The 24,584-nt window shown below is 71.3% G+C and carries 19 protein-coding genes and 1 pseudogene; 10 read left to right on the top strand and 10 right to left on the bottom strand.

Features of this window, described 5'->3' with window-relative positions; genetic code table 11:
• Positions 1-40 precede the first annotated feature (40 nt).
• Positions 41-973, top strand: a complete 933-nt coding sequence (gene sigJ / locus RKD20_RS42220) for an RNA polymerase sigma factor SigJ (protein WP_424882353.1) — start codon at positions 41-43, stop codon at positions 971-973.
• The gene (locus RKD20_RS42215) at positions 970-2,499 is read left to right on the top strand and encodes a cytochrome b (protein WP_424882352.1); all 1,530 of its coding nucleotides are present in this window, start codon (positions 970-972) and stop codon (positions 2,497-2,499) included. The genes sigJ and RKD20_RS42215 overlap by 4 nt, the downstream gene beginning before the upstream one ends.
• Here RKD20_RS42215 and RKD20_RS42210 read toward each other — a convergent pair.
• Complete coding sequence (locus RKD20_RS42210; RefSeq protein ID WP_424882351.1) at positions 2,444-4,687, bottom strand: glycoside hydrolase family 9 protein; 2,244 nt, start codon at positions 4,685-4,687, stop codon at positions 2,444-2,446. The genes RKD20_RS42215 and RKD20_RS42210 overlap by 56 nt on opposite strands.
• A 146-nt stretch (positions 4,688-4,833) precedes the next feature.
• Positions 4,834-7,933: pseudogene (locus RKD20_RS42205) on the bottom strand (glycoside hydrolase family 2 TIM barrel-domain containing protein).
• Positions 7,934-8,199: 266 nt separating this feature from the next.
• On the opposite strand from RKD20_RS42205, the gene RKD20_RS42200 reads away from it, so the two are divergent.
• The 3 genes from RKD20_RS42200 to RKD20_RS42190 all read left to right on the top strand — a co-directional run bounded on the left by RKD20_RS42200 (position 8,200) and on the right by RKD20_RS42190 (position 12,769).
• Positions 8,200-10,581, top strand: coding sequence for a SpoIIE family protein phosphatase (locus tag RKD20_RS42200; RefSeq protein WP_424882350.1), 2,382 nt, complete (start codon positions 8,200-8,202; stop codon positions 10,579-10,581).
• A 180-nt stretch (positions 10,582-10,761) separates the two neighbouring features.
• Positions 10,762-11,424 carry a DUF4232 domain-containing protein gene (locus RKD20_RS42195; RefSeq protein ID WP_424882349.1) on the top strand — a complete coding sequence of 221 codons (663 nt, stop codon included), beginning with the start codon at positions 10,762-10,764 and terminating at the stop codon, positions 11,422-11,424.
• An 88-nt stretch (positions 11,425-11,512) separates the two neighbouring features.
• Positions 11,513-12,769, top strand: a complete 1,257-nt coding sequence (locus tag RKD20_RS42190; RefSeq protein WP_424883445.1) for an SLC13 family permease — start codon at positions 11,513-11,515, stop codon at positions 12,767-12,769.
• 6 nt (positions 12,770-12,775) lie between these two features.
• Here RKD20_RS42190 and RKD20_RS42185 read toward each other — a convergent pair whose 3' ends face one another.
• On the bottom strand, positions 12,776-14,698 hold the full coding sequence (locus tag RKD20_RS42185; RefSeq protein WP_424882348.1) for a ricin-type beta-trefoil lectin domain protein: 1,923 nt from the start codon (positions 14,696-14,698) through the stop codon (positions 12,776-12,778).
• A 374-nt stretch (positions 14,699-15,072) separates the two neighbouring features.
• Positions 15,073-15,999 (bottom strand): helix-turn-helix domain-containing protein, encoded by a 927-nt coding sequence (locus RKD20_RS42180; RefSeq protein WP_424882347.1) that lies wholly within the window; start codon positions 15,997-15,999, stop codon positions 15,073-15,075.
• Positions 16,000-16,072: 73 nt separating this feature from the next.
• Here RKD20_RS42180 and RKD20_RS42175 point away from each other — a divergent pair, with 73 nt between their 5' ends.
• The gene (locus RKD20_RS42175) at positions 16,073-16,873 is read left to right on the top strand and encodes a phytanoyl-CoA dioxygenase family protein (protein ID WP_424882346.1); all 801 of its coding nucleotides are present in this window, start codon (positions 16,073-16,075) and stop codon (positions 16,871-16,873) included.
• A gap of 16 nt (positions 16,874-16,889) precedes the next feature.
• Here RKD20_RS42175 and RKD20_RS42170 read toward each other — a convergent pair whose 3' ends face one another.
• From RKD20_RS42170 to RKD20_RS42160, 3 genes are all read right to left on the bottom strand, one after another.
• Positions 16,890-17,861, bottom strand: a complete 972-nt coding sequence (locus RKD20_RS42170) for an aldo/keto reductase (RefSeq protein WP_424882345.1) — start codon at positions 17,859-17,861, stop codon at positions 16,890-16,892.
• A gap of 86 nt (positions 17,862-17,947) precedes the next feature.
• Positions 17,948-18,475 carry a flavoprotein gene (locus tag RKD20_RS42165; RefSeq protein ID WP_424882344.1) on the bottom strand — a complete coding sequence of 176 codons (528 nt, stop codon included), beginning with the start codon at positions 18,473-18,475 and terminating at the stop codon, positions 17,948-17,950.
• A gap of 9 nt (positions 18,476-18,484) precedes the next feature.
• On the bottom strand, positions 18,485-18,943 hold the full coding sequence (locus RKD20_RS42160) for a DUF1348 family protein (protein ID WP_424882343.1): 459 nt from the start codon (positions 18,941-18,943) through the stop codon (positions 18,485-18,487).
• Between the two features lie 106 nt (positions 18,944-19,049).
• Between RKD20_RS42160 and RKD20_RS42155 the strand changes: the two genes are divergently transcribed.
• Both RKD20_RS42155 and RKD20_RS42150 read left to right on the top strand, forming a co-directional pair.
• Positions 19,050-19,601, top strand: coding sequence for a TetR/AcrR family transcriptional regulator (locus RKD20_RS42155; protein ID WP_424882342.1), 552 nt, complete (start codon positions 19,050-19,052; stop codon positions 19,599-19,601).
• A gap of 229 nt (positions 19,602-19,830) precedes the next feature.
• Positions 19,831-20,148 (top strand): hypothetical protein, encoded by a 318-nt coding sequence (locus RKD20_RS42150; RefSeq protein WP_424882341.1) that lies wholly within the window; start codon positions 19,831-19,833, stop codon positions 20,146-20,148.
• Here RKD20_RS42150 and RKD20_RS42145 read toward each other — a convergent pair.
• Entirely contained in the window at positions 20,123-20,338 is a 216-nt protein-coding gene (locus RKD20_RS42145; protein WP_424882340.1) for a ferredoxin, read from the bottom strand. The genes RKD20_RS42150 and RKD20_RS42145 overlap by 26 nt on opposite strands.
• A 12-nt stretch (positions 20,339-20,350) precedes the next feature.
• Entirely contained in the window at positions 20,351-21,550 is a 1,200-nt protein-coding gene (locus tag RKD20_RS42140) for a cytochrome P450 (RefSeq protein ID WP_424882339.1), read from the bottom strand.
• A 417-nt stretch (positions 21,551-21,967) separates the two neighbouring features.
• Here RKD20_RS42140 and RKD20_RS42135 point away from each other — a divergent pair, with 417 nt between their 5' ends.
• Positions 21,968-22,417, top strand: a complete 450-nt coding sequence (locus RKD20_RS42135) for a nitroreductase family deazaflavin-dependent oxidoreductase (RefSeq protein WP_424882338.1) — start codon at positions 21,968-21,970, stop codon at positions 22,415-22,417.
• 63 nt (positions 22,418-22,480) lie between these two features.
• Here the strand turns inward: RKD20_RS42135 and RKD20_RS42130 are convergent, their stop codons facing one another.
• On the bottom strand, positions 22,481-23,548 hold the full coding sequence (locus RKD20_RS42130; protein ID WP_424882337.1) for a cation diffusion facilitator family transporter: 1,068 nt from the start codon (positions 23,546-23,548) through the stop codon (positions 22,481-22,483).
• Between RKD20_RS42130 and RKD20_RS42125 the strand changes: the two genes are divergently transcribed.
• The gene (locus tag RKD20_RS42125; RefSeq protein ID WP_424882336.1) at positions 23,547-24,584 is read left to right on the top strand and encodes a glutathione S-transferase family protein; all 1,038 of its coding nucleotides are present in this window, start codon (positions 23,547-23,549) and stop codon (positions 24,582-24,584) included. The genes RKD20_RS42130 and RKD20_RS42125 overlap by 2 nt on opposite strands.

Genomic DNA, 24,584 nt, shown 5'->3' with positions numbered 1-24,584 from the left:
GCCTCGCAGTAGTGAGCGCGCTACTGGGAGGCCACACGAGATGTCCGAGATCCCCGTTCCCGACGCCGAGGCGGCGACCGGTGTCTTCGTCGAGCACCGGGAGCTGTTGTTCGGTGTCGTCTACAACATGCTGGGCAGCGTCGCCGACACCGAGGACGTGCTCCAGGACACCTGGCTGTCGTGGTCGCGCCGGGGGGCGGGCGGGATCGACAACCCCCGTGCCTACCTGGTCCGGATCGCCGTCAACCACGCGCTCCAGCGGCGGGCCGTGGTCAGCCGCCGCAGGGAGACCTATGTCGGCCCCTGGCTGCCCGAGCCCCTGGTCGCCGACGAGGACGGGGCCGACGACCCCGCGCTGCGGACCGAGTCCGTGTCGCTGGCGATGCTGGTGGTCCTGGAGTCGCTGTCCCCGCTGGAACGCGCGGTGTTCGTGCTGCACGAGGTGTTCGGGTACGCCCACACCGAGATCGCCGGGATCCTGGACCGCACTCCGGCCGCCGTACGGCAGCTGGCGCACCGCGCGCGGGCCCATGTGCATGCCCGCCGGCCGCTGTACGAGGCGCACCCCCGGGTCCGCCGGGAGGCGACGGAACGTTTCGTGCGGGCCGCCCTCGGCGGGAACATCGCGGAGCTGATGGAGATCCTCGCGCCGGACGTGACGGTGTGGACGGACGGCGGCGGCAACCGCAAACCCTCGGCCCTGCGCCCGGTGCACGGCCGCGACAAGGCCGTACGGCTGCTCACCGGTTACGCGAGGCGGGGCGCCGAGCAGGGCGGGGCCGGAGCGCACGTGCCCGCTCTGGAGCTGCGTTACCGCAGGGTCAACGGCGACGACGCGGCCGTGCTGTTCCAGGACGACGCGCCGTACGCGGTGATCGTCCTGGACCTCACGCCGGAGGGCGACCGGGTCTCGGCCCTCTTCGTCGTGAGCAATCCCGACAAGCTCACCCATGTGCAGAAGGAGGAGGCGTGACCGCCACGGAACGCCCGGCGGAGCCGGGGAAGGGCGAGCGGCTGTCCGGCTGGCTCGACGGACGGCTCGGCACCCGCACGCTGGGCGCGAAGTACCTGCGCAAGGTCTTCCCGGACCACTGGTCCTTCCTGCTCGGCGAGATCTGCCTGTACAGCTTCGTCGTGCTGGTCCTGACCGGGGTGTGGCTGACGCTGTTCTTCCACCCTTCGATGAACGAGGTGACGTACCACGGCAGTTACACCCCCCTGAACGGCGTGCGCATGTCGGAGGCCTACGCCTCGACGCTGGACATCAGCTTCGACGTGCGCGGCGGGCTGCTGATCCGGCAGCTGCACCACTGGTCGGCGCTGATCTTCGTCGCCGCGATGCTCACGCACATGATGCGGCACTTCTTCACCGGGTCGTTCCGCAAGCCGCGCGAGGTCAACTGGCTGTTCGGCTGGCTGCTGCTGTTCCTGGGCCTGTTCGAGGGCCTCTTCGGCTACTCGCTGCCCGACGACTTGCTGTCGGGCACCGGCCTCAGGTTCGTGTACGGCGCCACCTTGTCGGTGCCGGTCGTCGGGACGTATCTCGCGCTGTTCCTGTTCGGCGGCGAGTTCCCGGGACACGACATCGTGGCCCGCTTCTACTCGCTGCACATCCTGGTGATCCCCGGCATCATGGCCGCCCTCGTGGTGGCCCACCTGATCCTGGTCGTGTACCACAAGCACACCCAGTTCGCGGGCCCCGGAAAGACCGAACGCAACGTGGTCGGGACGCCGTTCTTCCCGGTGTACCTGGCGAAGGCGGGCGGCTTCTTCTTCCTGGTGTTCGGGGCACTGACCCTGATCGCGGCCGTGGCGTCCATCAACCCCGTCTGGTCGTACGGCCCCTACCGCGCCGACCAGGTCTCCACGGGTGCCCAGCCGGACTGGTACCTGGGGTTCGCGGAGGGACTGGTGCGGGTGATGCCGGGCTGGGAGGTCACCCTGTGGGGCCACACACTGATCCTCGGGGTACTGATCCCGGTCGTGATCTTCCCGCTCCTGCTGGTCTTCATCGGGGTCTATCCGTTCCTGGAGGCCCGGTTCACCAAGGACCGGAGCGAGCACCACCTCCTGGACCGCCCGCGCAACCGTCCGGTGCGTACGGCGATCGGCGCGTCCTGGATCAGCCTGTATCTGATCCTGCTGGCGGGCGGCGGCAACGACATCGTGGCAACCCGGCTGCACCTGTCGATCAACACCGTCACGTGGGCGGTCCGGATCGGGATGTTCGTCGTCCCGGCGGTCGTCTTCGTCGTCACCCGGCGGGTCTGTCTGGGCCTCCAACTCCGGGACCGGGAGCTGGTGTTGCACGGCCGGGAGACCGGCGTGATCAAGCGGCTGCCGCACGGTGAGTACGTCGAGGTGCACCAGCCGCTCGATCAGGCCCGGCTCCACACGCTCACCGCGCACGAGCGGCCCGGTGAGCTGGTGGAGCATGCTCAGGTCAGTCTTGATCCGCCACGAAGGACGCCATCCGGGTCAGAGCGGAGTTCCAGTTGATGGTGTGCTCGTTGGTCGACCAGGACTGGATGTCGTCGATGTAGCAGAACTGGCCGACGCAGCCCTGGAGTTTGCTCTGTGCGTAGGGGTCCTGGATGCCCGAGTTCGGCCCGCCCGCGAGGGTGCCCTTCGGCGGGTTCGGCATGTTCGGGTCGAGCTGATGGGCGTACCAACGGGCGTGCTGGTTGTGGGAGTTGACCTCGCCGTAGCCGGTCACGTACGAGATGTTCAGCGCGTTGCGGCCGAAGATGTAGTCGATGCCCTGGAGAGCGCCGTCCCGGTACTTCGAGGCGCCGGTGATGTCGTAGGCGGTGGCGATGACGATCCCGTTGTGCAGGATCTGGTGGTTGGAGCCCCAGTCGTAGAGGTTGCCCTCCGGGGCGTACGGCATGCCGTACGGGTGGGCCTTCAGGGTGGCCAGGTAGCGGTCGGCGCCCTTGACGACCGACTGGCGGACCTTGGCACGGCCGGGCAGCCTGCTCGGCACGGTCGCCAGGTCCAGCCGGGCCGCCGCGGCCGTGCGGGCCCAGTCGTAGCCGACGGGGCTGAAGATGTCGGCGGTGTGGACGGGTGAGGCGAGCACGTGGTCCTGGAATGCCTTCTCGCCCGTGGTGAGGTACAGCTCGGCGGCTGCCCAGTAGAACTCGTCGCTGACGTTGTTGTCGGCGTAGGTGCCGCCTCCGGTGCCGTCGCTCTCCGAGGCGTACAGGTCGGGGTGGGCGAGCGCCGCGGTCCAGGCCTTGCGGGCGGCCGCCAGGGCCTTGGCCGCGAACGCCTTGTCGTACGGTTTGTACAGGCGGGCGGCCTGTGCGGCGGTGGCGGCCAGGTTCAGGGTCGCCGCGGTGGACGGCGGGTGCAGTTCGCGCTTCTGCGGGTCGTCGCTCGGCAGGAGCGGCAGGCCGGTCCACTGCTCGTCGTGGATCTTGTGATGGGCCATCCCGGCCAGCGGCTGCCCGTCCGGCACCTGCATCTTCAGCAGGAAGTCCAGCTCCCAGCGGGCCTCGTCGAGGATGTCGGGCACCTTGTTGCCGCTCTCGGGGATGGCGAGGGTGCCGTCGCCGAGCTTCGCGGGCTGCCCGGTGCGGGCCAGCAGTTCGCGTTCGTACGTGCTCAGCAGCTCCCAGGTGGAGATGCCGCCGTTGACGACGTACTTGCCGTGGTCGCCGGCGTCGTACCAGCCGCCGGAGACGTCGAGGGTGTAGTCGCACACGCCGGGCTGGCAGGGCACGTTCTTGTCGCCCTGGTTGGGGGCCACGTTCACGTGGCCGGCGGGGCGGCCGTAGCCCGGGCGCAGGTCGTCGCGGATCGCGATGCCGCTGCGCTGGGTGTAGTAGTACTTCGCCGCGTCGAGGCGGAGCTGTTCGTAGGCGCGCGTGCCGATGTCGAAGGGCCGGCTGGTCTCGCCGTCCGCGACCAGGGTGAGGCCCGTGCCGCGCTTCCTGTAGGCGCCGAAGTCGATGGAGTGGACGTTCTGCCCCGAGGAGGCGTCGATGCCGCGCGGCAGGGTCCAGCCGTGGGCGACGACGGCGCCGGAGGCACTCTTCAGCTGCCAGGGCAGCTTCGTCGTGGCGTCGGTGACCAAGGTGGCGTTCTTCGGCCCGGCGGGCAGATAGGCGACCTGGTTGACCCGCACCCGCGGTCCGGTGTCGGGCTCGTACACCTCGGGCGGGACCCCGCCCAGCAGGGAGGCGTCGTCCATGCAGAAGCGGAACGGGTCGGCGCTGCCGCCGAGTTGGAAGCCGACCTGGCCCTGGGCGGTGTCGACGGGCGAGGTGAACGTGTAGGAGTAGGAGTTCCCGGAGACGCTCAGCTGCGGGCTCACCTCGAAGTAGGTGTCGTAGGGCGCCACTTGCAGCCCCACGATCGCCCGCACGACGTGCCCTTCGGGCGAACCCTTCGCGGTGAAGGAGAACTTGTACGACTGCCCCTTCACCAGGGAGACGTCGTTCTGGCCGACGGCGGCGTCCCAGCGGTTGGCGGTGCCGCCCGGCACGTCCGCGCAGAGCTGTCCGTCGGACAGGCCCGCGGTGACGTTGCTGGTCGTCCACCAGGGCTCGGTGGTGGTGTCGAAGGTGCCGTTCTTGAGCTGCTCGACCTCGTCGGCCGTGGCCGGGGAGGCGGGCGAGGCCACAAGTGCCGCTCCCAGCAAGGCGGTCAGGGTCAGCAGGGCGGTTCTGCGTCTGTTCACGTCCGGGCTCCTCGGGGGAGTTACGGGCGGCGCCCAGCATGGGAGCGCTCCCAATCGACGGTCGCAGGCCATGCTTGTTGCAGGCATGACACCTCGTCAACGGTCCGGACGGGACTGATTTCCCGTCCGGACCGCCCGTGGCGGGATCAGCTCCCCGGCACCTCCAGCCTGCCGATGCGCGCCGCGCCGCGGGTCTCCCCCGGATACGCGCTGGTCAGCGTGAGCCGGAGCCGGGAGGCGCGAACGGCGTCGAAGGTGATCACCGTGGGTTCGTCGGAAGCGGTGGCCCAGGCGACGGAGACGCCCTCGACCGGCACGTATCGCGTCCCGTCCCACACCGCGGCCTCGACGGAGGCGGGCAGGCTGTGGGTCGCGCTCAGGGTGAAGGAGATCTCCGCGCGGTCGAAGGTCCTGGTCCGTCCGAAGTCCACCGAGACCCAGTCCTCGGCCCGCGCGCCGCTGAAGGCGGGCAGCAGGGCGGTGGCGGCCTTGCTGAAGGCGTTGGACCAGCCGGTGGCGGGGTCGCCGTCGAGCATCGCGGCCGGGAGGGTGTCCGGGCGGCCGGAGTAACTGGCGTCCGCCACGGGGTAGTTCGGAGGGGCCGGATGATCGGGGTTGAAGGCGGCCGGCTCGGTGAGGGCCATCGAGCGGGACGGGGTGGTACGCACTTTCGCGGTACCCGCCCGCAGCCCGTCCGCGCGCGCCGTCACCTTCAGGACGCCCGGCTCGGTGCCGGCCCGCACGATCGCGAGGGCCTTGCCGTGGAACGCGGTGCGGGTACTGGCCTGATAGCGCTCGGCACTCTCCTCACGGCCGTTGTCGAGCCCGGCGAGCGAGCCGCCGGCGACCGCGAAGGAGATCAGGTGCTCGGCGTCGGGCACGACCACTCCACGGGCGTCGACGACGTCCGCGGTGACGAAGACCAGTGAACGGCCGTCCGCGGCCAGGGACGTACGGTCGGGGGTGAGGCGTACGGCGTGGGGCCGGCCGGCCGTGCGCAGCACGTCGGTGGCCACCGTCCTGCCGTTCCTCCTCGCCACCGCCTTCAACTCGCCCGGCGCGTACGGCACTTTCCACGTCAGATGCAGCTTGCCCGCGCTGCCGTTCGGGCTGGTGTAGCTGCCGGGGTAGGGGCCGTCGGTGAAGGTCTTGTCGTCGCCGGTGGCCTCCGTGGTCTCCAGGTAGGCCCGGCCGTCGGTGGTCTTCTTGGTGTCGAAGGTCCGGGTGCCGAGGGACCTGCCGTTGAGGAACAGCTCGACCTCGGGGACGTTGGCGTACGCCCACACCTCGACCGTGTCGCCCTTCCCGTGGTTCCAGGTCATCGGCACGAGATGGACCATCGGCTCGTCGACCCACTGGCTGCGGAAGAGGTGGTACATGTCCTTCGGGAAACCGGCGGTGTCGACCGCGCCGAAGAAGGACGCCTTCACCGGGAAGACGTCGTACGGCGTCGGCTCCCCGATGTAGTCGATCCCCGACCACAGGAACTGCCCGGCGAACCACTCGCGGTCCCGGTCCTTCTTGTGGCCGTACTCACCGCTCATGGTCCAGGAGGCGAGGTTGTTGTCGTAGGACGAGGTCTCCCGCCTGCCGGGGGTGTGGTTCTCGCCGGTGTTCAGGTGCTCGGGCTCCTGGTAGGCGCCCCGCGTCGAGGTCTCGGAGGACGACTCGGACTCGAAGAGGAACAGGTGCGGGTAGGCGGTGTGCAGCTGGTCCACCGACTTGGCCGTGTTGTAGTTCAGACCGAGGCCGTCCAGCTTGGCCAGCATCAGATCGGCCGCCGAGCCCTTGGCGGGCAGGCGGCGGTACTTGTCGGAGCCGATGATCAACGGGCGGGTGTCGTCGGCCGCCTTGATCGCGGCGATGATCCGGTCGGCCATGGCGAGTCCGGCGGTGGAGGTGGAGTCGGGGATCTCGTTGCCGATCGACCACAGCAGCACCGCGGGCGAGTTGCGGGCCGCGAGGACCATCTCGGTCGCGTCCCGCTCGCACCACTCGTCGAAGAACCGGCCGTAGTCGTAACGGGTCTTGGGGGTCTTCCAGCAGTCGAAGGCCTCCACCAGCATCACGATGCCCAGTTCCTCGCAGACCTGGATCATCTCCGGGGAGGGCGGGTTGTGGGAGGTGCGGAAGGCGTTGACGCCCATCGACTTCATGAGGGTCATCTGTCTGCGGATCGCGTCGATGCTGACGGCCGCGCCGAGGGCGCCGAGGTCGTGGTGGAGGTCGACGCCCTTGAGCTTGTGATACGTGCCGTTGAGGTGGAAGCCCTCGTCCGGGTCGAAACGGAAGGTGCGGAAGCCGAGGGGGGTGGTGTACGTGTCCGTCGTGGTGCCGCCGACCCGCAGCTCGGTCCGCACGGTGTACCGGTGCTGCGGTGTCCCGAGGTCCCACACCTTCGGTTCGGGGACCGTGAGTTCGTGGGTCTCGGTGACCCTGTCGGTGACGGCGACCGTGGAGGAGACACGGGCGACCGTGCGGCCGTGGGGGTCGACGATCCGCGTGACCACCTCGACGTCGGTACCGGGTGCCGGACGCGTTCACCACGGACGTCGCCACCCGGACCAGGCCGCGCTCCTCGGTGAGCTCCGGAGTCGTGACGCGGGTGCCCCAGCGCTCCACGTGCACCGGGTCGGTGACCACCAGGCGGGCCTCGCGGTAGATGCCGCTGCCCGAGTACCAGCGGCTGCTGGGGAGCCGGTTCTGCACCTTGACCGCGATCACGTTCTCGGTGGTGCCGTCGGTGTGGAGCAGGTCGGTCAGGTCGAGGGCGAAGCCGGTGTAGCCGTAGGGGTGGCGGCCGGCCTCGGTGCCGTTGCAGTAGACGTACGCGTCCATGTACACGCCGTCGAACTCCACCGAGATCCGCTTGCCGGCGAGGGCGGCCGGCAGGGTGAACGCGAGGCGGTACCAGCCCAGGCCGCCGGGGAAGAAGCCGGTGCCGCTGGTGGTGCCGTTCTGCGGGGTCGGGGCGAGTTCGATGCTCCAGTCGTGCGGGACGGCGATCTCACGCCACTCCGCGTCGTCGTAGCCGGGGGCGGCGGCCTCCGCGTACTCCCCCGTCGGGTCCGTGATCCCGGCCGGATCGACCAGCGCGAAGCGCCAGCCGTCGCGCAGCGCGACCGTACGGCGTCCGGACCCGTGCCCGGACGACTCGGCCGCACCGGCCGCGGGAGGGGCCAGGAGAACGCCCGCGGCCGGTGCGGCCGTGGAAGCGAGCAAAACCGTTCTGCGTGTGACCGTCATGGCGGCTCTCTCTCATCGGGCCCAGAAGTACTCACAACTGATCGTGAACAAACACAATCTGACGGTGAGCCACTTGTGGCAGTCAAGGGTGCGGTGAGCCGCCTGCGTCCCAGGCGTCACCTCGACCGGATTTCCCTCTTGACGGCGCCCCGGCCAGGGGTGGGGCGTACACAGGGGTTCACCGTCCGCGGGTGAGCGCGACCCACTACGCTGGAACCCAAGTGACGTGTTTGTTCACTGAGAGTGCGCGCAATGGAGTGGCGGCGATGACCCTCGTGTACCCGTTCGACGACGCGGCGACGGCTCGGGCCGTCGTCGGTGAGGACGGCACGCTGGTCGCGTGGAACGCCGGGGCGCAGCGGCTGCTGGGCTGGTCGCCCGTCGAGGTCGTGGGCAGACCGGCGGTGAACCTCCTGGTCAGCGGGGGCGAGGAGACACCCGACGGGCCCGTGGGCGGCCGCTGGGACGGCACCCTCACCCTGTGCCACCGCGACGGCACCGCCGTATCGGTGTGGCTGCTCGCCCACCACCAGCACTCCTCCGACGGCGGCCCCGGGCACTGGCTCGTGGTCACCCCGCTGGACCCCGGCGGCCCCCGCTCCCCCGACGACCCGCTGGGCGCGGCCGTACTGACCCAGTCGCCCTGTGCCCTCGCCGTCTACGACGAAGAGCTGCGGCTGCGCCGGGTCAACGACGCCATGGCCGACGTGATCGGGCTGCCCGAGAAGCGCATCCGGGGCCTCAGACTCTCCGAGATCGGCGGCAAGCGGCAGAGCGAGGAACTGGAGGGGCACCTGCTGGAGGTGCTCACCACCGGCCGGGCCAAGGACGTGCAGACGTACATGCGGACCGGGGGCGAGGACGGCGCGCACGCCTGGCTGGCCCGGATGGCGCCCGTCACCGACCCGGCGGGCCGGGTGCGGGGCGTGTGTCTGGCCGCCCACGACTTCTCCGACAACTTCCTCGCCCGGGAGCGGCTCCAGCTGGTCAACGAGGCGAGTGTGCGCATCGGCACCACCCTCGACGTCACCCGCACGGCCCAGGAGCTGGCGGATGTCTGCATTCCGGCGCTCGCCGACTTCGTCAGCGTCGACCTGCTGGACCCGCAGGAGAACGGCGAGACACCGGCGACGCTCACCGCGCCGGTCGAGCTGCGCCGCGCCGCCCACCAGTCGGTGGACCCCGGCAATCCCCTGGCCGTGGTCAAGCCCGGGCACTCGGAGGTGTATCCGGCCACCTCGCCGCAGGCGGACTCGCTGACGGCGGGCCGCACCATCTCCGCCACGGTCGCCTCCGGGCGCCTGGACCGGTGGCTCAACTGGAACAGGACACGCGGCGAGCGGGTCAAGGAGTACGGCGTCCACTCCACGATGTCCGTGCCGATCCAGGCCCGCGGCCAGACCCTCGGGGTCGCGGTCCTCACCCGCTACCGCCGGCCCGACCCCTTCACCCCGGACGACGTGCTGCTCGCCGAGGAGATCACCGCGCGCGCCGGGATCTGCATCGACAACGCCCGCCGCTTCTCCCGCGAGCGCGAGACCGCCCTCGCCCTCCAGCGCAGCCTGCTGCCCCGCTCCCTGCCGCGCACGGCCGCCGTGGAGGCGGCCTCCCGCTATCTCCCGGCCGCGCGCGCCGGAGTGGGCGGCGACTGGTTCGACGTGATCCCGCTGTCGGGCATGCGGGTCGCGATGGTCGTCGGGGACGTGGTCGGGCACGGCATCCAGGCCTCGGCGACGATGGGCCGGCTGCGCACCGCCGTCCGCACGCTCGCCGACATCGACCTGGCCCCGGACGAGCTGCTCACCCACCTCGACGACCTGGTCGTACGGCTGTCCGCGGAGGCCGGCGGTGAGGGCAGTCCCGGTGAGGTCGGGGCCACCTGTCTGTACGCGGTGTACGACCCGGTGTCGCGGCGCTGCACGCTGGCCCGTGCCGGGCATCCGGCGCCTGTGATGCTGATGCCGGGCGGGGTGGCACGCCAGGTGGACCTTCCGGCGGGGCCGCCGCTGGGCCTGGGCGGGCTGCCGTTCGAGTCCGCCGAGCTGGCGCTGCCCGAGGGGACCGTGCTGTCCCTGTTCACGGACGGGCTGATCGAGTCCCGGGAGCGGGACGTGGACGCCAGTCACGCGCTGCTGTGCGAGGCCCTGGCCGCGCCCTCCGACTCCCTGGAGGAGAGCTGCGACCGCATGCTGCACACGCTGCTCCCGGCGGGCGGGTCCACGGACGACGTGGCCCTGCTGCTGGCCCGCACCCTGGGGCTGCCCGCCTCCCAGGTGGCGACCTGGGACATCCCCGCCGACCCGTCGCTGGTGGCGCCGGTCCGCAAGCAGGTTGTGGAGCAGCTGGGCCGCTGGGACCTGAGCGAGGCGTCGTTCACGGCCGAACTGGTGACGAGCGAGCTGGTGACGAACGCGATCCGGTACGGCGCCCGTCCCATCCGGCTGCGGCTCATCCATGACGCGACCACGCTGATCTGCGAGGTCTCCGACACCAACCACACCGCACCGCATCTGCGACGCGCCAAGACGTGGGACGAGGGCGGCCGGGGACTGCTCCTGGTCGCTCAGCTCACCCAGCGCTGGGGCAGCCGGCACACGCCCGACGGCAAGACGATCTGGGCCGAGATCGGGCTCCTCGACCTGGAGTAGAGCCTCGCGCGGGCCGCCCGGCCCGACACCGGGAAGGCGGCGCTTCGGTGGCCGGCCGGCTCCCGGCGGCCGTATACGTCCGGAAGTGAGCGAACTTTTCCGGGCCGTCCCGCATCGGAGCTTGGTGACAGGGCATGCGCGGTACGCGCGCGTGCGTGGATTCTCCGGGAGTGTGGAGACATGACGAACAGGTTCCTGGGTGTGCGGCGGACGGCACTGCTCGCGAGTTCGGTCGCGATGCTCGGCCTCCTGGCGGGTTGCGGCGACGGGGACGGCACGGCGAGCGCCCCGTCCACGGAGTCCGGCACGGCGGCCTCCGCGACCGGCACCGCGACGCCGTCCGACTCCGGCACGGGCAGCGGGGTGCCGACCGACGCGGTGAGCAACTCCCTCACCCCGTCCGCATCGCCCTCCCCCGCCGGTGGAACCCGCTGCCACACCTCCGAGCTGAGCGCCTCGGTGGGCCGCAACAACCCGGGTGCCGGGCAGGAGAACTTCCCGGTCGTGCTGACGAACGAGTCGAGCCGCACCTGCACCCTGCACGGCTATCCGGGCACCGCGTTCGTCGACGCGGCCGGCAAGCAGCTGGGCCCGGACCCCAAGCGCTCCGCCACCGAGCCGGAGACCGTGAAGCTGGCGCCGGGCCAGAGCGCCTGGGCCGGGCTGTCCTTCTCGAACCCTGAGGTCAGCGGGGCGGGCACGGCCACCCCTGCCGCCCTGCTGGTGACCCCGCCGGACGAGGAGGACCCGCTGAAGGTGACGTGGAAGGCCGGGCGGATCCCGGTGTCCGGCAACGAGTCGTCGGTGCGGCTGATCCCCTTCAGTCCCGGCACCGGGGCCTGAGCGGCCGCGGTCGGGGTATTGGCAGGTTTCTTACTTCCGCCTGGTTTCATGACCGCGCACGAGCTGCACACGTACCGAAGGATCTGCCCTGAACACCCCGCTCGCCGAAGCCCTGTCCGTCGTCCTGCTCGCCGCCGTCCTCGTATGGGCGGTTCTGCGTCCCTTCGGCCTCCCGGAAGCGGTGGTCGCCGTCCCGGCGGCCGGGCTCGCGGTCGTGACCGGGGCGATCTCCCCGGAACACGCGTGGGCGGAGGCCGAACGCCTTGGACCGGTGGTCGGATTCCTGGCCGCGGTCCTGGTGCTCGCCCACTTCTGTGACGTCGAGGGGCTGTTCCATGCCTGTGGCGCCTGGCTGGCACGGCGGTCCGCCGGCTCTCCGGGGCGGCTGCTGACCGGTGTGTTCGGGCTGGCCTCGGTGATCACGGCGGTGCTCAGTCTGGACGCCACCGTGGTGCTGCTGACGCCGGTGGTGCTGGTCACCGCGTCCCGGATGGGGGCCCGTGCGAAGCCGCACGTCTACGCGTGCGCGCATCTGTCGAACACGGCCTCGCTGCTGCTGCCGGTGTCGAACCTCACCAACCTGCTGGCCTTCGAGGCGAGCGGGGTGAGCTTCACCCGGTTCGCGCTGCTGATGACGCTGCCCTGGCTGGCGGCGATCGCCGTCGAGTACGCGGTCTTCCGGCGCTTCTTCGATACCGACCTCACCGTCGTCGACCACTCCCCCGAGCCGTCCGAGGAACCCGCGCTGCCGTTGTTCGCGCTGATCACCGTCGGCTGCACACTGGCCGGGTTCGTGGTCGCCTCCGCGTTCGGCGTCGATCCCGCCTGGGTCGCCTGCGCGGGGGCGCTCGTGCTGGCGGGCCGCGCTCTCGTCCGGAAGCAGGCCACCCCCGCCTCGGTGGTGCGGTCGGCGGCCCCGGCCTTCCTGGCGTTCGTGCTCGCCCTCGGCATCGTGGTGCGTGCCGTCGTCGACAACGGGCTCGCCGACGCCCTGGGCCGCGTCCTGCCCGAGGGCACGGGGCTCGTCGCGCTGCTGGGGATCGCCGCGCTGGCCGCCGTCCTGGCGAACCTGATCAACAATCTGCCCGCGGTGCTGGTCCTGCTGCCGCTCACCGCCGCGGCCGGACCCGGCGCGGTCCTCGCCGTGCTGCTCGGGGTGAACATCGGCCCGAACCTGACCTACGCCGGGTCCCTGGCCACGCTGCTGTGGCGGCGCATCCTGCACCGCGACGACCACGAGGTCGGGCTCGGGGACTTCACCCGGCTCGGCCTGCTCACCGTACCGACCGCGCTCGCCGCCGCGGTGGTGGCCCTGTGGGGCTCGCTCCAGCTCGTCGGGGCCTGAGCGGGCTCAGCGCCCGCCTCCGTAGCCGCCGCCGTAACCGGGGCCACCGGGATAGCCGTAGCCGCCGGGGGAGCCGTACCCGCCGCCGGGTCCGCCGTTCTGGCCGCCCCAGTTGCAGTAGTACGGGTTGGTGGCGCAGTTGTCGCCGGGGGACGCGCTGCTCGACGGGGTCGTCGTGGCCGTCGGTGTGGCGGACGCCTTCGGGGTCGGTGGAGTCGTCCGGGAGGGCGCGGGGGCGGACTTCGGGGTCGGCGTGGGGCTGCTGTCCGCGTCCCAGTTGACCGCTTCCATCTGGGGGTCGGGCTTCGAGGTGTCGAACACCCAGCGCTGGGCGGGGCCGTCGTCGCGGTTCTTCACGACCAGCGCGCCGGATCCGTCGGTTGCGGCGGGAGTCAGGGCGAGGTCCTGGCCCCAGCGCGGTACCAGGGTGCCCTGGAGGGTGAAGTCGTAGCGGATGTTCTTGGCGTCGGGCGCGGTGGCACCCGTACAGGTCGCGAGCCGCACCGAGAAGCCGAGGTGGGAGTCCAGGCACAGGTCGGGGTCGGCGGCGCTGCGCAGGAGTCCGTCGGTCTCGTACGTCCACTGCTGGCCCTCGTCCGCGGAGCACTCGGCGAGCTCGGTCTCGGCGCCCTGGGCGATCTTCTTGCCGACGACGCCGACGCACAGCCCGGACTCGACGTTGTGCAGGCGGCCGCGCAGGTCGCCCTGGCGTGCCTCGCCCGCTCCGGCCCGGGACGGGTCCGTGGTCGAGGAGGCCGTGTCCGAGCCGGGCGCCTCGGAGGGGGCTGCCTCCGCCGGGCCGCTGCCGTCCGAGTGGAACGAGGACCACATGACCAGGGGGAGGACGACGAGTCCGCTCACCGTCAGGACGGCCGCGGTGAGGTTGCGGCGGGAGGTGCGGCGGGCGGCCTTGTGGGCCGAGCGGCGGGCGGCCGAGCGCGTACCGGCACGGGAGCCGGGGGCCGCGGGCGCCGCGTCGGCGAGTCCGGTAGCGGCGGCCGCACCCGGGGCGGGGAAGGGCATCGGAGCGCCGAAGGCCTCGGCCACGAACGGCCTTTCCGGCGCGTGCTGCCGGGCCTCCCGCGCCGCTCCCGCGTCGTCGACGCTCAGCCGTGCCTGCACGTAGGCGGCGGCCCCCCAGCCGAGTACGGCCTCGGCGAGCGCCAGGCCGAGCTGCCCGTTGAACTGGTGCAGTTGGTCGGCGGTGTGCAGGCAGTGCCGGCACCGCTCCAGGTGCTCGCGCAGGTCGGGGTCGAGTTCGACACCGCCGCGCCGGTAGGTCACGTCGAGCAGCCGCAGATAGTGCCGGCACTCCTGCTCGGGGGCGAGTTCGCGGTGGACCTGGAGGCACTCCTCGCGCAACCGCTCGCGGGCCCGGCGCAGTTCGACGCGGGCGTCCTCCTCGTCCAGGCCGAGGAGGGCCCCGGGGACGCCGATCGGCTCGGCCTCGACCTCGGTGTGCCACAGCAGGCAGCGGGCGGACTGCTGCAGGCGCTGGAAGGCACCGGACAGCAGACGCCGCTCGGCGGGGGGCAGCAGGCGGGCCGCGGCTCTGTCGCCGCCCCCCTCGGTTCTCAGCGCGGGGTGGAGCATCTCCCGCCGGCCGTCGGAGTCCCACTCGGCCGCGATCCGGCGGACGGTGACGAGCAGATGGGGGCGCCACGCGGCGGTCGGCCCGGTGTGCCGCAGGGATTCGCCGAAGAGGCGGGTGAAGGCTGCCGTGGTGAGCATGCCCGCGGGGCGGGGACCGTCGGTGCACAGCCGCGCGTAGGCGAAGGCGGCTTCCCAGTGCCGGTCTAGGAGTTCACCGACGGGCTGCAGGGCCGGCGTCGTGCCGCTCCACTTCTTGAGCTCTGCGCTCAGCTGCTCGTCCGTGACGTCGTACGGGCGAACCGGAGACGGGGAATTCGACAGTCCTGCGTCATTCACGGCGGCATTTCCTCCCGAGGGCATGCTGCATTGCTTAAAGTCCATACCAATGGGTGCGTCCGCCTGGGACAGCTCTTTTGAAGCGCGAAGGGCGTACGGAGGGGGTCATGAGCACACAGCGGAAATAAGCATTGTCTGTGTGCTGACAACGCACACCTTTGCACAGGTCAGGGACGCCCAACAAGTGATCCCACCGTTTTGCGCATCCTGTCGGCCCGCTGTAGATAGACAATTCGTCAACACCGACGGCTCGACGATTGCCGCTCTCCTGACGGCGTAAAGGGAAACGGGATTCAGTCAACTCCGCGAAGAGTTCCAGCCAACCATTGAACATCCACTACACAGCCCATCCGGTGGCCCCACTGGTTCATGCCTCAACCATTGAGCCGGCCGACCCGGTAGGCCCCGGGCGGTGTCCCGTAGCGGTCGCGGAAGACGCGGTTGAAGTGGAAGGGGCTGGCGAAGCCCGACGCGGCGGCGACGCGTTCCACGGACAGGTCGGTGCTTTCCAGCAGCCGGGCGGCGTGCCGCAGGCGTGCCTCACGCAGTGCCCGCATGGGCGAGCGGCCCACCTGCTGCGTGAAGAGATGGGCGAACCGGGTCGGTGACAGCGACACCTCGACGGCGAGCGACCGGACCGTGTGCGGGGCGCCGGGGTCCGCCGCGATCAGCTCCTGGGCGCGCTGTACCCGGGGGTCGACACCGGTCCCGGTCCGGGACACGCGCGCGGCGCCGGCGGTGAGCAGGACGACCTCCTCCAGCGCCCCCAGGGCGAGTTCCCGGGCGGTGGTGCCGTGGGCCACGGCGACGGCGACCCGGTCGTCGGGCTGGGCGGTGTCGGGCGGAGTGCCGGTGCCGGTCCAGCGGGCGTCGGCGAGCATCCGGCGAAAGGCCGCCTCGATGCGGGCGTGCGGGCCGCCGTCCGTGGGGTCCGGGGTGACGACGTACAGGCCGTCCCCCCTGCCGTGCCGCCCCAGCCAGGCCGTCCAGGCCGGTCTGGCTCCGCAGTGCGCCCACCAGAACTCCCAGTGGTCGGCGCCCTGTTGGACGCCGTAGCGGTGCGGAGTACCGGGAGCGAGCACCACCAGGTCCCCGGCACCGGCCCCGGTCTCGGCCCGTCCCTGGCGCAGGGTGCCCCGGCCGCCCACCGTCCAGGTGAACAGCCAGCTGTCGGCGCCGCGCGGTCTCTGGACGGCGTAGCCCGGGAGTTCGTCGTAGCGGCCGACGACCACGAGGTCCGGCGGTGGGCCGGGGTCGCCGGGCGCAGCGGTCTCGGGCAATGCGTCGGCGGTCACGGGCATCCTCCTTGCACGGGCTGCGGCCTAGCGTGACGAGTGGAGCACATCCGACCAGGGACGACCAGGGAGTGGCCGCATGACAGTCACGGGCATCGAGACAGGGTTCCGGCAGTTCCAGGAGGACGGCTTCATGGTCGTCCGCGGGCTGTTCGCACGCGACGAGATCGACCGGCTGTGCGGAGAGTTCACGGCACTGCACGCCGGCGGTCCGGTGCCGGGGCACTTCGAGCCGAGTGCGCCGAGCGGGTCGACGGACCCGCTGCGCAGGTATCCGCGCGTGATGCAGCCGCACGAGATCAACGAGCTCGCGCTGCGGTTCCTGCTGGACGCCCGGCTGCGGGAGGTGCTGGAGACGCTGCTCGGGGAGGAGGTGCTGGCGGCGCAGAGCATGTTCTACTTCAAGCCGCCGGGGGCGCGGGGGCAGGCGCTGCACCAGGACAACTTCTATCTGCGGGTCGAGCCGGGCACATGTGTCGCGGCCTGGGTGGCCTGCGACGAGATCGACCGGGACAACGGCGGCCTCGAAGTCGTCCCGGGCACGCACCGGATGGACCTGTTCTGCCCCGAACTCGCGGACTCCGAGGTGTCGTTCGCCCGGGAGTACGTGGCACCGCCGCCGGGGCTCACCGCGGTTCCCGTCGACATGGCGCCCGGGGACGTCCTGTTCTTCAACGGCAGCCTGGTGCACGGGTCGCAGCCGAACCGTACGGCCGAGCGGTTCCGGCGGTCGTTCATCGGGCACTACGTGGGAGCTGCCACCGAGCGGATCGGGCACTACTACCGGACGTTGTCGATGAGCGGTGCGCGGGTGCCGTTGGCGGAGAGCGAGGGGGCGGGTCCGTGCGGCACGGAGTTCGCACCGCACGGACCGCACTAGTCAGCCGTGACCGAACTCAGCCGTGACCGACGATGGGGCGGGCCGTGTACGGCCCCTCCAGCTCCTCGATCTCCTTGTCGCTGAGCTCCAGTTCGACCGCCGCCACCGCGTCCTCGATGTGGTGCGGCCTGCCCGCGCCCACGATCGGGGCCGCCACCGTGTCCTGGGCCAGCAGCCAGGCCAGGGCCACCTGGGCGCGGGGGACGCCCCGCTCTCCGGCGATACGGGTGACGGCCTCGACGATGGTGCGGTCGCCCTCCTGGTAGAGACGGCTGCCGAAGTCGTCGGCGGAGCTGCGGTCGGTGACCGTGCCCCAGTCCCGGGTCAGGCGGCCGCGGGCCAGCGGGCTCCACGGCAGGGCGCTGACCCCCTGGTCGGCACAGAGCGGCAGCATCTCGCGCTCCTCCTCGCGGTAGAGGAGGTTGTAGTGGTTCTGCATGGAGACGAACTTCGTCCAGCCGTGCCGCTCCGCCGTGTACTGCATCTTGGAGAACTGCCAGGCGTACATCGAACTCGCCCCGATGTAGCGCACCTTGCCGGCCTTCACCAGGTCGTGCAGCGCCTCCATCGTCTCCTCGACCGGGGTGTGCGGGTCGAAGCGGTGGATCTGGTACAGGTCGACGTAGTCGGTGCCGAGGCGCCTGAGGCTGTGGTCGATCTCCGTCATGATCGCCTTGCGGGACAGCCCGGCGGCGTTCCGTCCGGAGCGCATCCGGCCGTGCACCTTGGTCGCGAGCACGATCTCGTCGCGGTTGGCGAAGTCCGCGAGGGCCTTGCCGACGATCTCCTCGCTGGTGCCGTCGGAGTAGACGTTGGCGGTGTCGAAGAAAGTGATCCCGGCGTCCAGGGCCTGCCGTATCAGGGGCCGCGACGCCGCCTCGTCGAGGGTCCACTCGTGCACGCCGCGGTCCGGCAGGCCGTAGGACATGCAGCCCAGACAGATCCGCGAGACGTCCAGGCCCGTCGAACCGAGCTTCACGTACTGCATCGTTGCTGCTCCTGCCTTCGAGAGGGGTCCGAAGGGGAGCCTACGACTTCGGGTGCGCCCGGTGTCCCCGAGTCGCGGACCCGCGTTCACCAGCCTTTCGGCTCGACCAGGTCCAGCGCCCGTTCCCAGCCGAACTCCTCGCCCTCGGCGCCCTGGTAGGGGTATCCGAACCGCACGCCCATCCCCCGTAGCCGGATCAGACTGTCCTGGTAGGCGGGGTGGCCGGCGAGGTCGTCGGAGACACAGGTCAGGACGCCGACCGGGACGCCCCGGCCGACCACCTCGCACAGCGTGCCCACGGCGAGGGTGTCGGCGATTCCGGCCGCCCACTTGTTGATCGTGTTGAAGGTGGCCGGGGCTACCACGACGGCGTCCGGGTCCGGGAAGGGCCGCGCGTCCCCCGGGCGGCGCCACGCGGAGCGGACCGGGTAGCCGGTCTGCGCCTCGATGGCGGCCGTGTCGAAGAAGCCGTTCATGGCGGTGGGCGTGGCGATGACACCGACGTGCCACTCCCGCTCCTGCGCGGCGGTGATCAGCTTGCCGACGCCCGCCGCGATGCCGGCGGCGCAGACGACGACGTACAAGAAGGGCGGTATCTCGTCCTGTTCGGTCACGCCGGAACCCTACTGAAGCGGGAAGGACAGCCCTCGCTCGCTCTCGGGTCGCGGTCCTTGGATCCGGCGCTCGTTCGCCTCGATGGGCACGTCGTTGATGCTCGCCTCGCGCCGGGTCATCAGGCCGTGCTCGTCGAACTCCCACAGCTCGTTGCCGTACGACCGCCACCACTGCCCTTCGGCGTCCTGGCACTCGTACTGGAAACGGACCGCGATGCGGTTGCCGTCGAACGCCCACAGGTCCTTGCGCAGCGCGTACTCCCGCTCGCGCGCCCACTTCGCGGTGAGGAACGCGACGATCTCGGCGCGGCCGGTGACGAAGGTGCCGCGGTTGCGCCACGCGGAGTCCTCGGAGTAGGCGAGTGCCACCCGCTGCGGATCGCGGGTGTTCCAGGCGTCCTCGGCGGCCTGCACCTTCTGGGCGGCGCTCTCGCGGGTGAAGGGCGGCAGGGGCGGGCGGTCGGTCATGTCGTCCTCCGTGGCCGAGGCGGCCGGAAAAGGGGGAGAACGTACGTTCTCCAGGTGCCTGCTACCGTAGGAGAACGCACGTTCTCGCGTCAAGGAGGGGTCGTCCATGGACAGCGCAGTGGCCCGTGAGCGGGTGCTGGACGCCGCCGAGGAGCTGTTCTACGGGCGGGGCATCCAGTCCGTCGGCATGGACGACATACGGGGCGCGTCGGGCGTCTCCCTCAAGCGGCTCTACCAGCTGTTCCCGGCGAAGGAGCAGCTGGTGGAGGCCTATCTGGAGCGGCGGGACGGACGATGGCGGAGCCGGCTGGCCGAGTTCGTGGACCTCCGCCCGGCGCCTGAGGAGCGGCTCCTCGCGGTCTTCGACTGGCTGGAGGAGTGGTTCGGCGAGGAGGGCTTCCGCGGGTGCGCGTGGATCAACTCGTACGGAGAACTGGGCGCGACCTCGGACCGGGTGGCGACCCAGGTCCGGGCGCACAAGAAGGCGTTCGGGGACTACCTCGCCTCCCTCGTGACCGCGGCGGGACGGCCCGCGGCGCTGGCCGGGCCGCTCTTCCTGCTCGCCGAGGGGGCCATGGTGACGGCGGGGATCACACGGAGCACCCGCCCGGCCGCCGAGGCGCGCGAGGCGGCCAGGCTGCTGCTGGACTCCCGCTGAGGTCAGCCGGTGGCGAGTGCCTTGACGCGGTCACGGGCCTGCGCGAAGGAGTCGGCCTCAGCTCGGCTCCCCGGAGGACGCGGCCGTGCTTGCCGAAGAAGCTCGCCGGCCGGGGCCCGGCCGAAGGTCCGGGGCGCTCCCGCCGTCCCGGGGGCGGGGCTCGACCGGCATGGACGGCTGGTGGAGGCCTTCCTGGCCGCCGCGCAGGGCGGTGATTCGGCCGCTGGACGTGCCGGCACCTGATGCGGTGCGCCGGGCCGGGCCGGTCGCGCTGCCGCCCGGAGTGCCGGTGGAGCTGCGGGACGCACGGGCGGTGGCCGAGGGGACCTTGGCCCTGCGTGAGCGGTCCCGATTCGCGGCCGGCAGCGGGGACCTCGGCCCCGTCGCCGCCCCGGGCGAGCGGCTGCTGCGCGCACTCACCCTCACCGTCACGGGCGGACGGATCACCACCTACGACGTGATCACCCAACCGGGCAGGCCGCGGCGGGCCGAACTCGGGGCGCTCGACCCGCCTCGCCGGATCAGCTCGTCGTCTCCGACACGGTGATGGCGCCCACAGGACAGGCCCGGGCGGCCTCCCGGACCCTGGGGTCGCCGCCGCCGTCCTCCCTGCCGGGCAGGAGCGTGCTGAAGCCGTCGTCGTCCTGGGTGAAGACGCCCGGGGCGGCCAGGGCGCACTGGCCCGCCCCGATGCAGACGTCCTTGTCGATGTCGATGTCGTCGATGTCCCTGTGCATCGTCGGAGCCTCTTACCAGGTCACGGGGAGTTCCAGCATCCCCTGGATCGTGTCGCCGGGTTTGAAGGGGATCTCCTCGGCGGGGGCGGCGAGACGCAGGGTGGGCAGCCGGTCGAAGAGGGTGTGCAGGGCGATCTCCAGTTCGGCGCGGGCGAGGTTCTGGCCGAGGCACTGGTGGATGCCGAAGCCGAACGCGATGTGGTGGCGGGCGGGCCGGTGCCAGTCGAGGGTGTCGGGGTCGGCGTAGACGTCCTCGTCCCGGTTGACGACCGAGGTCGAGAAGACGACCCCCTCGCCCGCCCGGATCGTCGTGCCGGCCACCTCGATGTCCTCCAGGGCCATCCGCAGCAGTCCGTCGGCGATGGACAGCATCCGCATGAGCTCCTCGACCGCGTTCGGGATCAGCGCGGGGTCGGTGCGCAACTCGGCGAGCCGGTCCGGGTGCTGCAGGAGGGTGAAGGTGCCGAGCGAGATCATGTTGGCGGTTGTCTCGTGGCCGGCGACCAGCAGGATGATCGCCAGGGAGATCAGCTCCTCACGGTTCACCTCGCCGTCCCGCAGCTGCCGATGGACGAGTTCGTCGAGCACACCGTCGCCCGGCTCCGGCTGTTTCTGTTTGCGGTCGATCAGCTCGTCGAAGTACTCCTCGAGCTGGTCACGGGCGTCCATGACGTCGTCGGCCGTGGGGCCGCGCAGCAGGCGCCGGGACTGTCCTTCGAAGAAGTCGTGGTCGGCGTAGGGGACGCCGAGCAGGGCGCAGATCACGGTCGAGGGGACGGGCAGCGCGAAGGCGCTCACCAGCTCGGCCGGCGGCCCCTGGGCGATCATCGCGTCGACGCGTTCGTCGACGATCTCCTGGATGCGGGGGCGGAGCTCGGCGGCCCGGCGGAGCGTGAAACCGGGCACCATCATGCGCCGCTGGACGCGGTGTTCCGGGTCGTCGACACCGAGCAGCGCGGTCCTCCGGTTCCTGACCGCAGCGAAGCGTGCCGTGGGCGCGGGAAAGCCGTCTCGGGTGCGGTCGGTGGACAGCCGGGGGTCGGCGAGCAGGGCGCGGGCGGTGCCGTGTCCGGTGACCAGCCAAGCCGGACGGCCGTCGAAGAGGGTGATCCGGGACAGCGGGCGGTCGGCGCGCAGGGGGTCGTAGCCGGTCGGCGGGTGGTAGGGGCAGGTCCGGTCCTGGGGGAAGGCGACGGGTTCCGTTTCCGTCATGGAAGACCTCGCAGACGAAGGGTGCGTCGTGCAGATCCTCATTAGATGCCCGGGGCATCTATAGGGCGACGAGAAGTTCGGCCAGATCGGTGGCGGGGTCAATCTGGCCGGAGATCGCCGCCGTGGGGCGGGCTGCGGAGGGCGGCCTTCACGGCGGGGCGGCCGTGGGCCGGTCTGCTGCCGCACCTGGCGGGTACGGAGCCTGCCGTCTCGGCCGCCGTGGCGCGTCCGCCGCCCTCGGTATCCGGCCACGCCCCGTTCGCCCGGCCCACGCCCGGGTGGCCATGATCCGCCGTCCCCGAAGGCCGGTGGGTCGAACCCGGAGTCCCGGGGAACCCGGAGGGGATGATTCCCGTTCAGAACGGTGTTGAAGTCCCGTGCGGGAACCCCGTAGCAGACAGCGAGGAGACGGAAACCATGCCTCTTGAGGGCGAGTACGAGCCCAGCCCGACCCAGTGGGTGCGTGAGCAGGTGGAGTTGTACGAGAGCTCCGGCGGCACCAAGGGGAACACGCTCATGGACACGGGGATGCCGGTCATCCTGCTGACGACCCGCGGCGCGAAGAGCGGCAGCCTCCGCAAGACGCCGTTGATGCGGGTCGAGCACGACGGGCGGTACGCGGTGGTCGCCTCGCTGGGCGGCGCGCCCAAGCACCCGGTCTGGTACCACAACGTCAAGGCCGACCCGCATGTCGAGCTCCAGGACGGCACGGCCAAGCGGGACTTCGTCGCCCGCGAGATCACCGGCGCCGAGAAGGACGAGTGGTGGGAGCGCGCCGTCGCCGCGTACCCGCCGTACGCCGACTACCAGAAGAAGACCGACCGGGTGATACCCGTCTTCGTTCTGGAGCCCGTCGACGGGGACTGACCGCCCTCGGAAAATTTCTTCGGCCCAGGACGCATGAAGCGGCTTCGGCCGGGCAGCCGAGCGTCAGGCCCCGCCGCGTTCCCCCGTCGCGGCGGGGCTTTCTCGTGCCTCCTCGGCCGGCCGGTCGGTCACGTCGAGGAAGATCTGGTCCGCCTCGGGCACGGTCCGGGAGATGGACCGCTTGATCCGTACGGCGACCTCCTCGACCCGCTCGCTGTCCAGGCCCGGCACCAGGTCGACCCGGGCGGCCACCAGGACCGAGTCCAGCCCCATCTTCATGGTGAACAGTGCCTCCACACTGTCGATCTCGGGCTGCGCGTCCAGCACGGCCCGGATCTTGGCACTGGTCTCCGGGTCGGCGGCCTCGCCGATGAGCTGTCCCTTGGCCTCGCGGCCCAGCCGGTAGGCCACGTAGACCAGCAGCACCCCGATGGCCAGCGAGGCGGACGCCTCCCACACGACCTGCCCGGTGACCATGTGCAAGGCCATGCCGGCCATGGCCAGGGTCACGCCGAGCACCGCCGTGCCGTCCTCCGCGACGACCGTGCGCAGGGCCGGGTCGCGCATCCCCTGGGCGGCCCCGCCCTGCTTGTGCACCTGGTGCAGCGCCCGCAGCAGCGAGATCCCCTCCGCGACGAAGGCCACGCCCAGCACGATCAGGCCGGCCACATAGCCGCTGAGCTCCTCCTCGGCGCCGTTGCGCAGTGCCTCGACCCCCTGGAAGACGGAGAAGCAGCCGCCCATCACGAAGATCCCGACGGCGGCGATCAGCGACCAGAAGAACCGCTCCTTGCCGTAACCGAAGGGATGGCGCCGGTCGGCGGGGCGGCGGCTGCGGCGCAGCGCGGCCAGCAGGAAGACCTCGTTGAGGCTGTCCGCGACGGAGTGCGCCGCTTCCGACAGCAGTGCGGGCGAGCCCGCCAGGAGGCCGCCGACTGCCTTGGCCACCGCGATCACCAGGTTCGCAGCGAGCGCCACCAGTACGGTGACGCGTGTTTTCCGGTCCGCTTTGTCGTTCGTCGATGTCCCGCTCACCCACGCCGACTGCCCGCCCCCGGGGCACTCACACCGTGCCGATCGCCGAAAACGGGGAACGCGTCCACCAGGACAGGCACAGACAGGAGGAAGCATGGGCAGCGCCGACGACGGCAACAGCGCGTACGGCCACAAGGCGTTCAAGCGGTCCAAGAGCCATTTCACGGACCGGGTCACCGCCGACGGCCGGGACGGCTGGCCGGTGGAGGCCGGCCGCTACCGCCTGGTGGTCAGCCGCGCGTGTCCCTGGGCGAGCCGGGCCGTGATCTCGCGGCGGCTGCTCGGGCTGGAGGACGCGCTCTCGATGGCGATCGCCGACCCGATCCAGGACGACCGCAGCTGGCGTTTCACCCTGGACCCGGACGGCCGCGACCCGGTCCTCGGCATCCGCTACCTCGGCGAGGCCTACGACAAGCGGGAGAGCGACTATCCGGGCGGGGTGAGCGTGCCCGCGCTCGTGGACATCCCCAGCGGGAAGCTCGTCACCAATGACTACCAGCAGCTCACCCTGGACCTCGCCACCGAGTGGACCGCCCTGCACCGGGAGGGAGCGCCCGACCTGTATCCGCGGGCCCTGCGCGACGAGATCGACGCGGTGATGGCGGACGTCTACGAGGACGTCAACAACGGTGTGTACCGGGCGGGTTTCGCCTCCGGCCAGGAGGAGTACGAGGAGGCCTGCGCGGGCGTGTTCCGCCGGCTCGACCTGCTGACACCGCGGCTGGCACGGCAGCGGTATCTCGTCGGGGACACCATCACCGAGGCGGACATCCGCCTGTTCACCACACTGGTACGTTTCGACGCCGTCTACCACGGTCACTTCAAGTGCAACCGCTGGAAGCTGGCGGAGAACGAGGTGCTGTGGGCGTACGTCCGCGACCTCTACCAGACGCCGGGCTTCGGTGACACGGTCGACTTCGACCACATCAAGCGGCACTACTACCAGGTGCACACCGGTATCAACCCGACCGGCATCGTGCCGCTCGGGCCGGACCTGGCGGGCTGGCTGGCGCCCCACCACCGTGAGCAGCTCGGCGGCCGTCCGTTCGGCGACGGGACCCCGCCGGGGCCGGCGCCGACGGCCGAGGCGGTCCCCGCGCACCACCGACCCACCACCGACCAAGGAGACTGA

The organism is Streptomyces sp. SLBN-8D4 (assembly GCF_049739545.1).
GTDB classification, from domain to species: domain Bacteria; phylum Actinomycetota; class Actinomycetes; order Streptomycetales; family Streptomycetaceae; genus Streptomyces; species Streptomyces canus_C.
This window is presented reverse-complemented; position numbering and strand designations above follow the sequence as displayed.

What these genes read in the sequence shown, in the direction of transcription:
- sigJ (WP_424882353.1), top strand. Translation starts at nt 41, where the DNA reads ATGTCCGAGATCCCCGTTCCCGACGCCGAGGCGGCGACCGGTGTCTTC.
- RKD20_RS42200 (WP_424882350.1), top strand. Translation starts at nt 8,200, where the DNA reads ATGACCCTCGTGTACCCGTTCGACGACGCGGCGACGGCTCGGGCCGTC.
- RKD20_RS42195 (WP_424882349.1), top strand. Translation starts at nt 10,762, where the DNA reads ATGACGAACAGGTTCCTGGGTGTGCGGCGGACGGCACTGCTCGCGAGT.
- RKD20_RS42180 (WP_424882347.1), bottom strand. Translation starts at nt 15,999, where the DNA reads ATGCCCGTGACCGCCGACGCATTGCCCGAGACCGCTGCGCCCGGCGAC.
- RKD20_RS42175 (WP_424882346.1), top strand. Translation starts at nt 16,073, where the DNA reads ATGACAGTCACGGGCATCGAGACAGGGTTCCGGCAGTTCCAGGAGGAC.
- RKD20_RS42170 (WP_424882345.1), bottom strand. Translation starts at nt 17,861, where the DNA reads ATGCAGTACGTGAAGCTCGGTTCGACGGGCCTGGACGTCTCGCGGATC.
- RKD20_RS42160 (WP_424882343.1), bottom strand. Translation starts at nt 18,943, where the DNA reads ATGACCGACCGCCCGCCCCTGCCGCCCTTCACCCGCGAGAGCGCCGCC.
- RKD20_RS42155 (WP_424882342.1), top strand. Translation starts at nt 19,050, where the DNA reads ATGGACAGCGCAGTGGCCCGTGAGCGGGTGCTGGACGCCGCCGAGGAG.
- RKD20_RS42145 (WP_424882340.1), bottom strand. Translation starts at nt 20,338, where the DNA reads ATGCACAGGGACATCGACGACATCGACATCGACAAGGACGTCTGCATC.
- RKD20_RS42140 (WP_424882339.1), bottom strand. Translation starts at nt 21,550, where the DNA reads ATGACGGAAACGGAACCCGTCGCCTTCCCCCAGGACCGGACCTGCCCC.
- RKD20_RS42135 (WP_424882338.1), top strand. Translation starts at nt 21,968, where the DNA reads ATGCCTCTTGAGGGCGAGTACGAGCCCAGCCCGACCCAGTGGGTGCGT.
- RKD20_RS42125 (WP_424882336.1), top strand. Translation starts at nt 23,547, where the DNA reads ATGGGCAGCGCCGACGACGGCAACAGCGCGTACGGCCACAAGGCGTTC.
- RKD20_RS42130 (WP_424882337.1), bottom strand. Translation starts at nt 23,548, where the DNA reads ATGCTTCCTCCTGTCTGTGCCTGTCCTGGTGGACGCGTTCCCCGTTTT.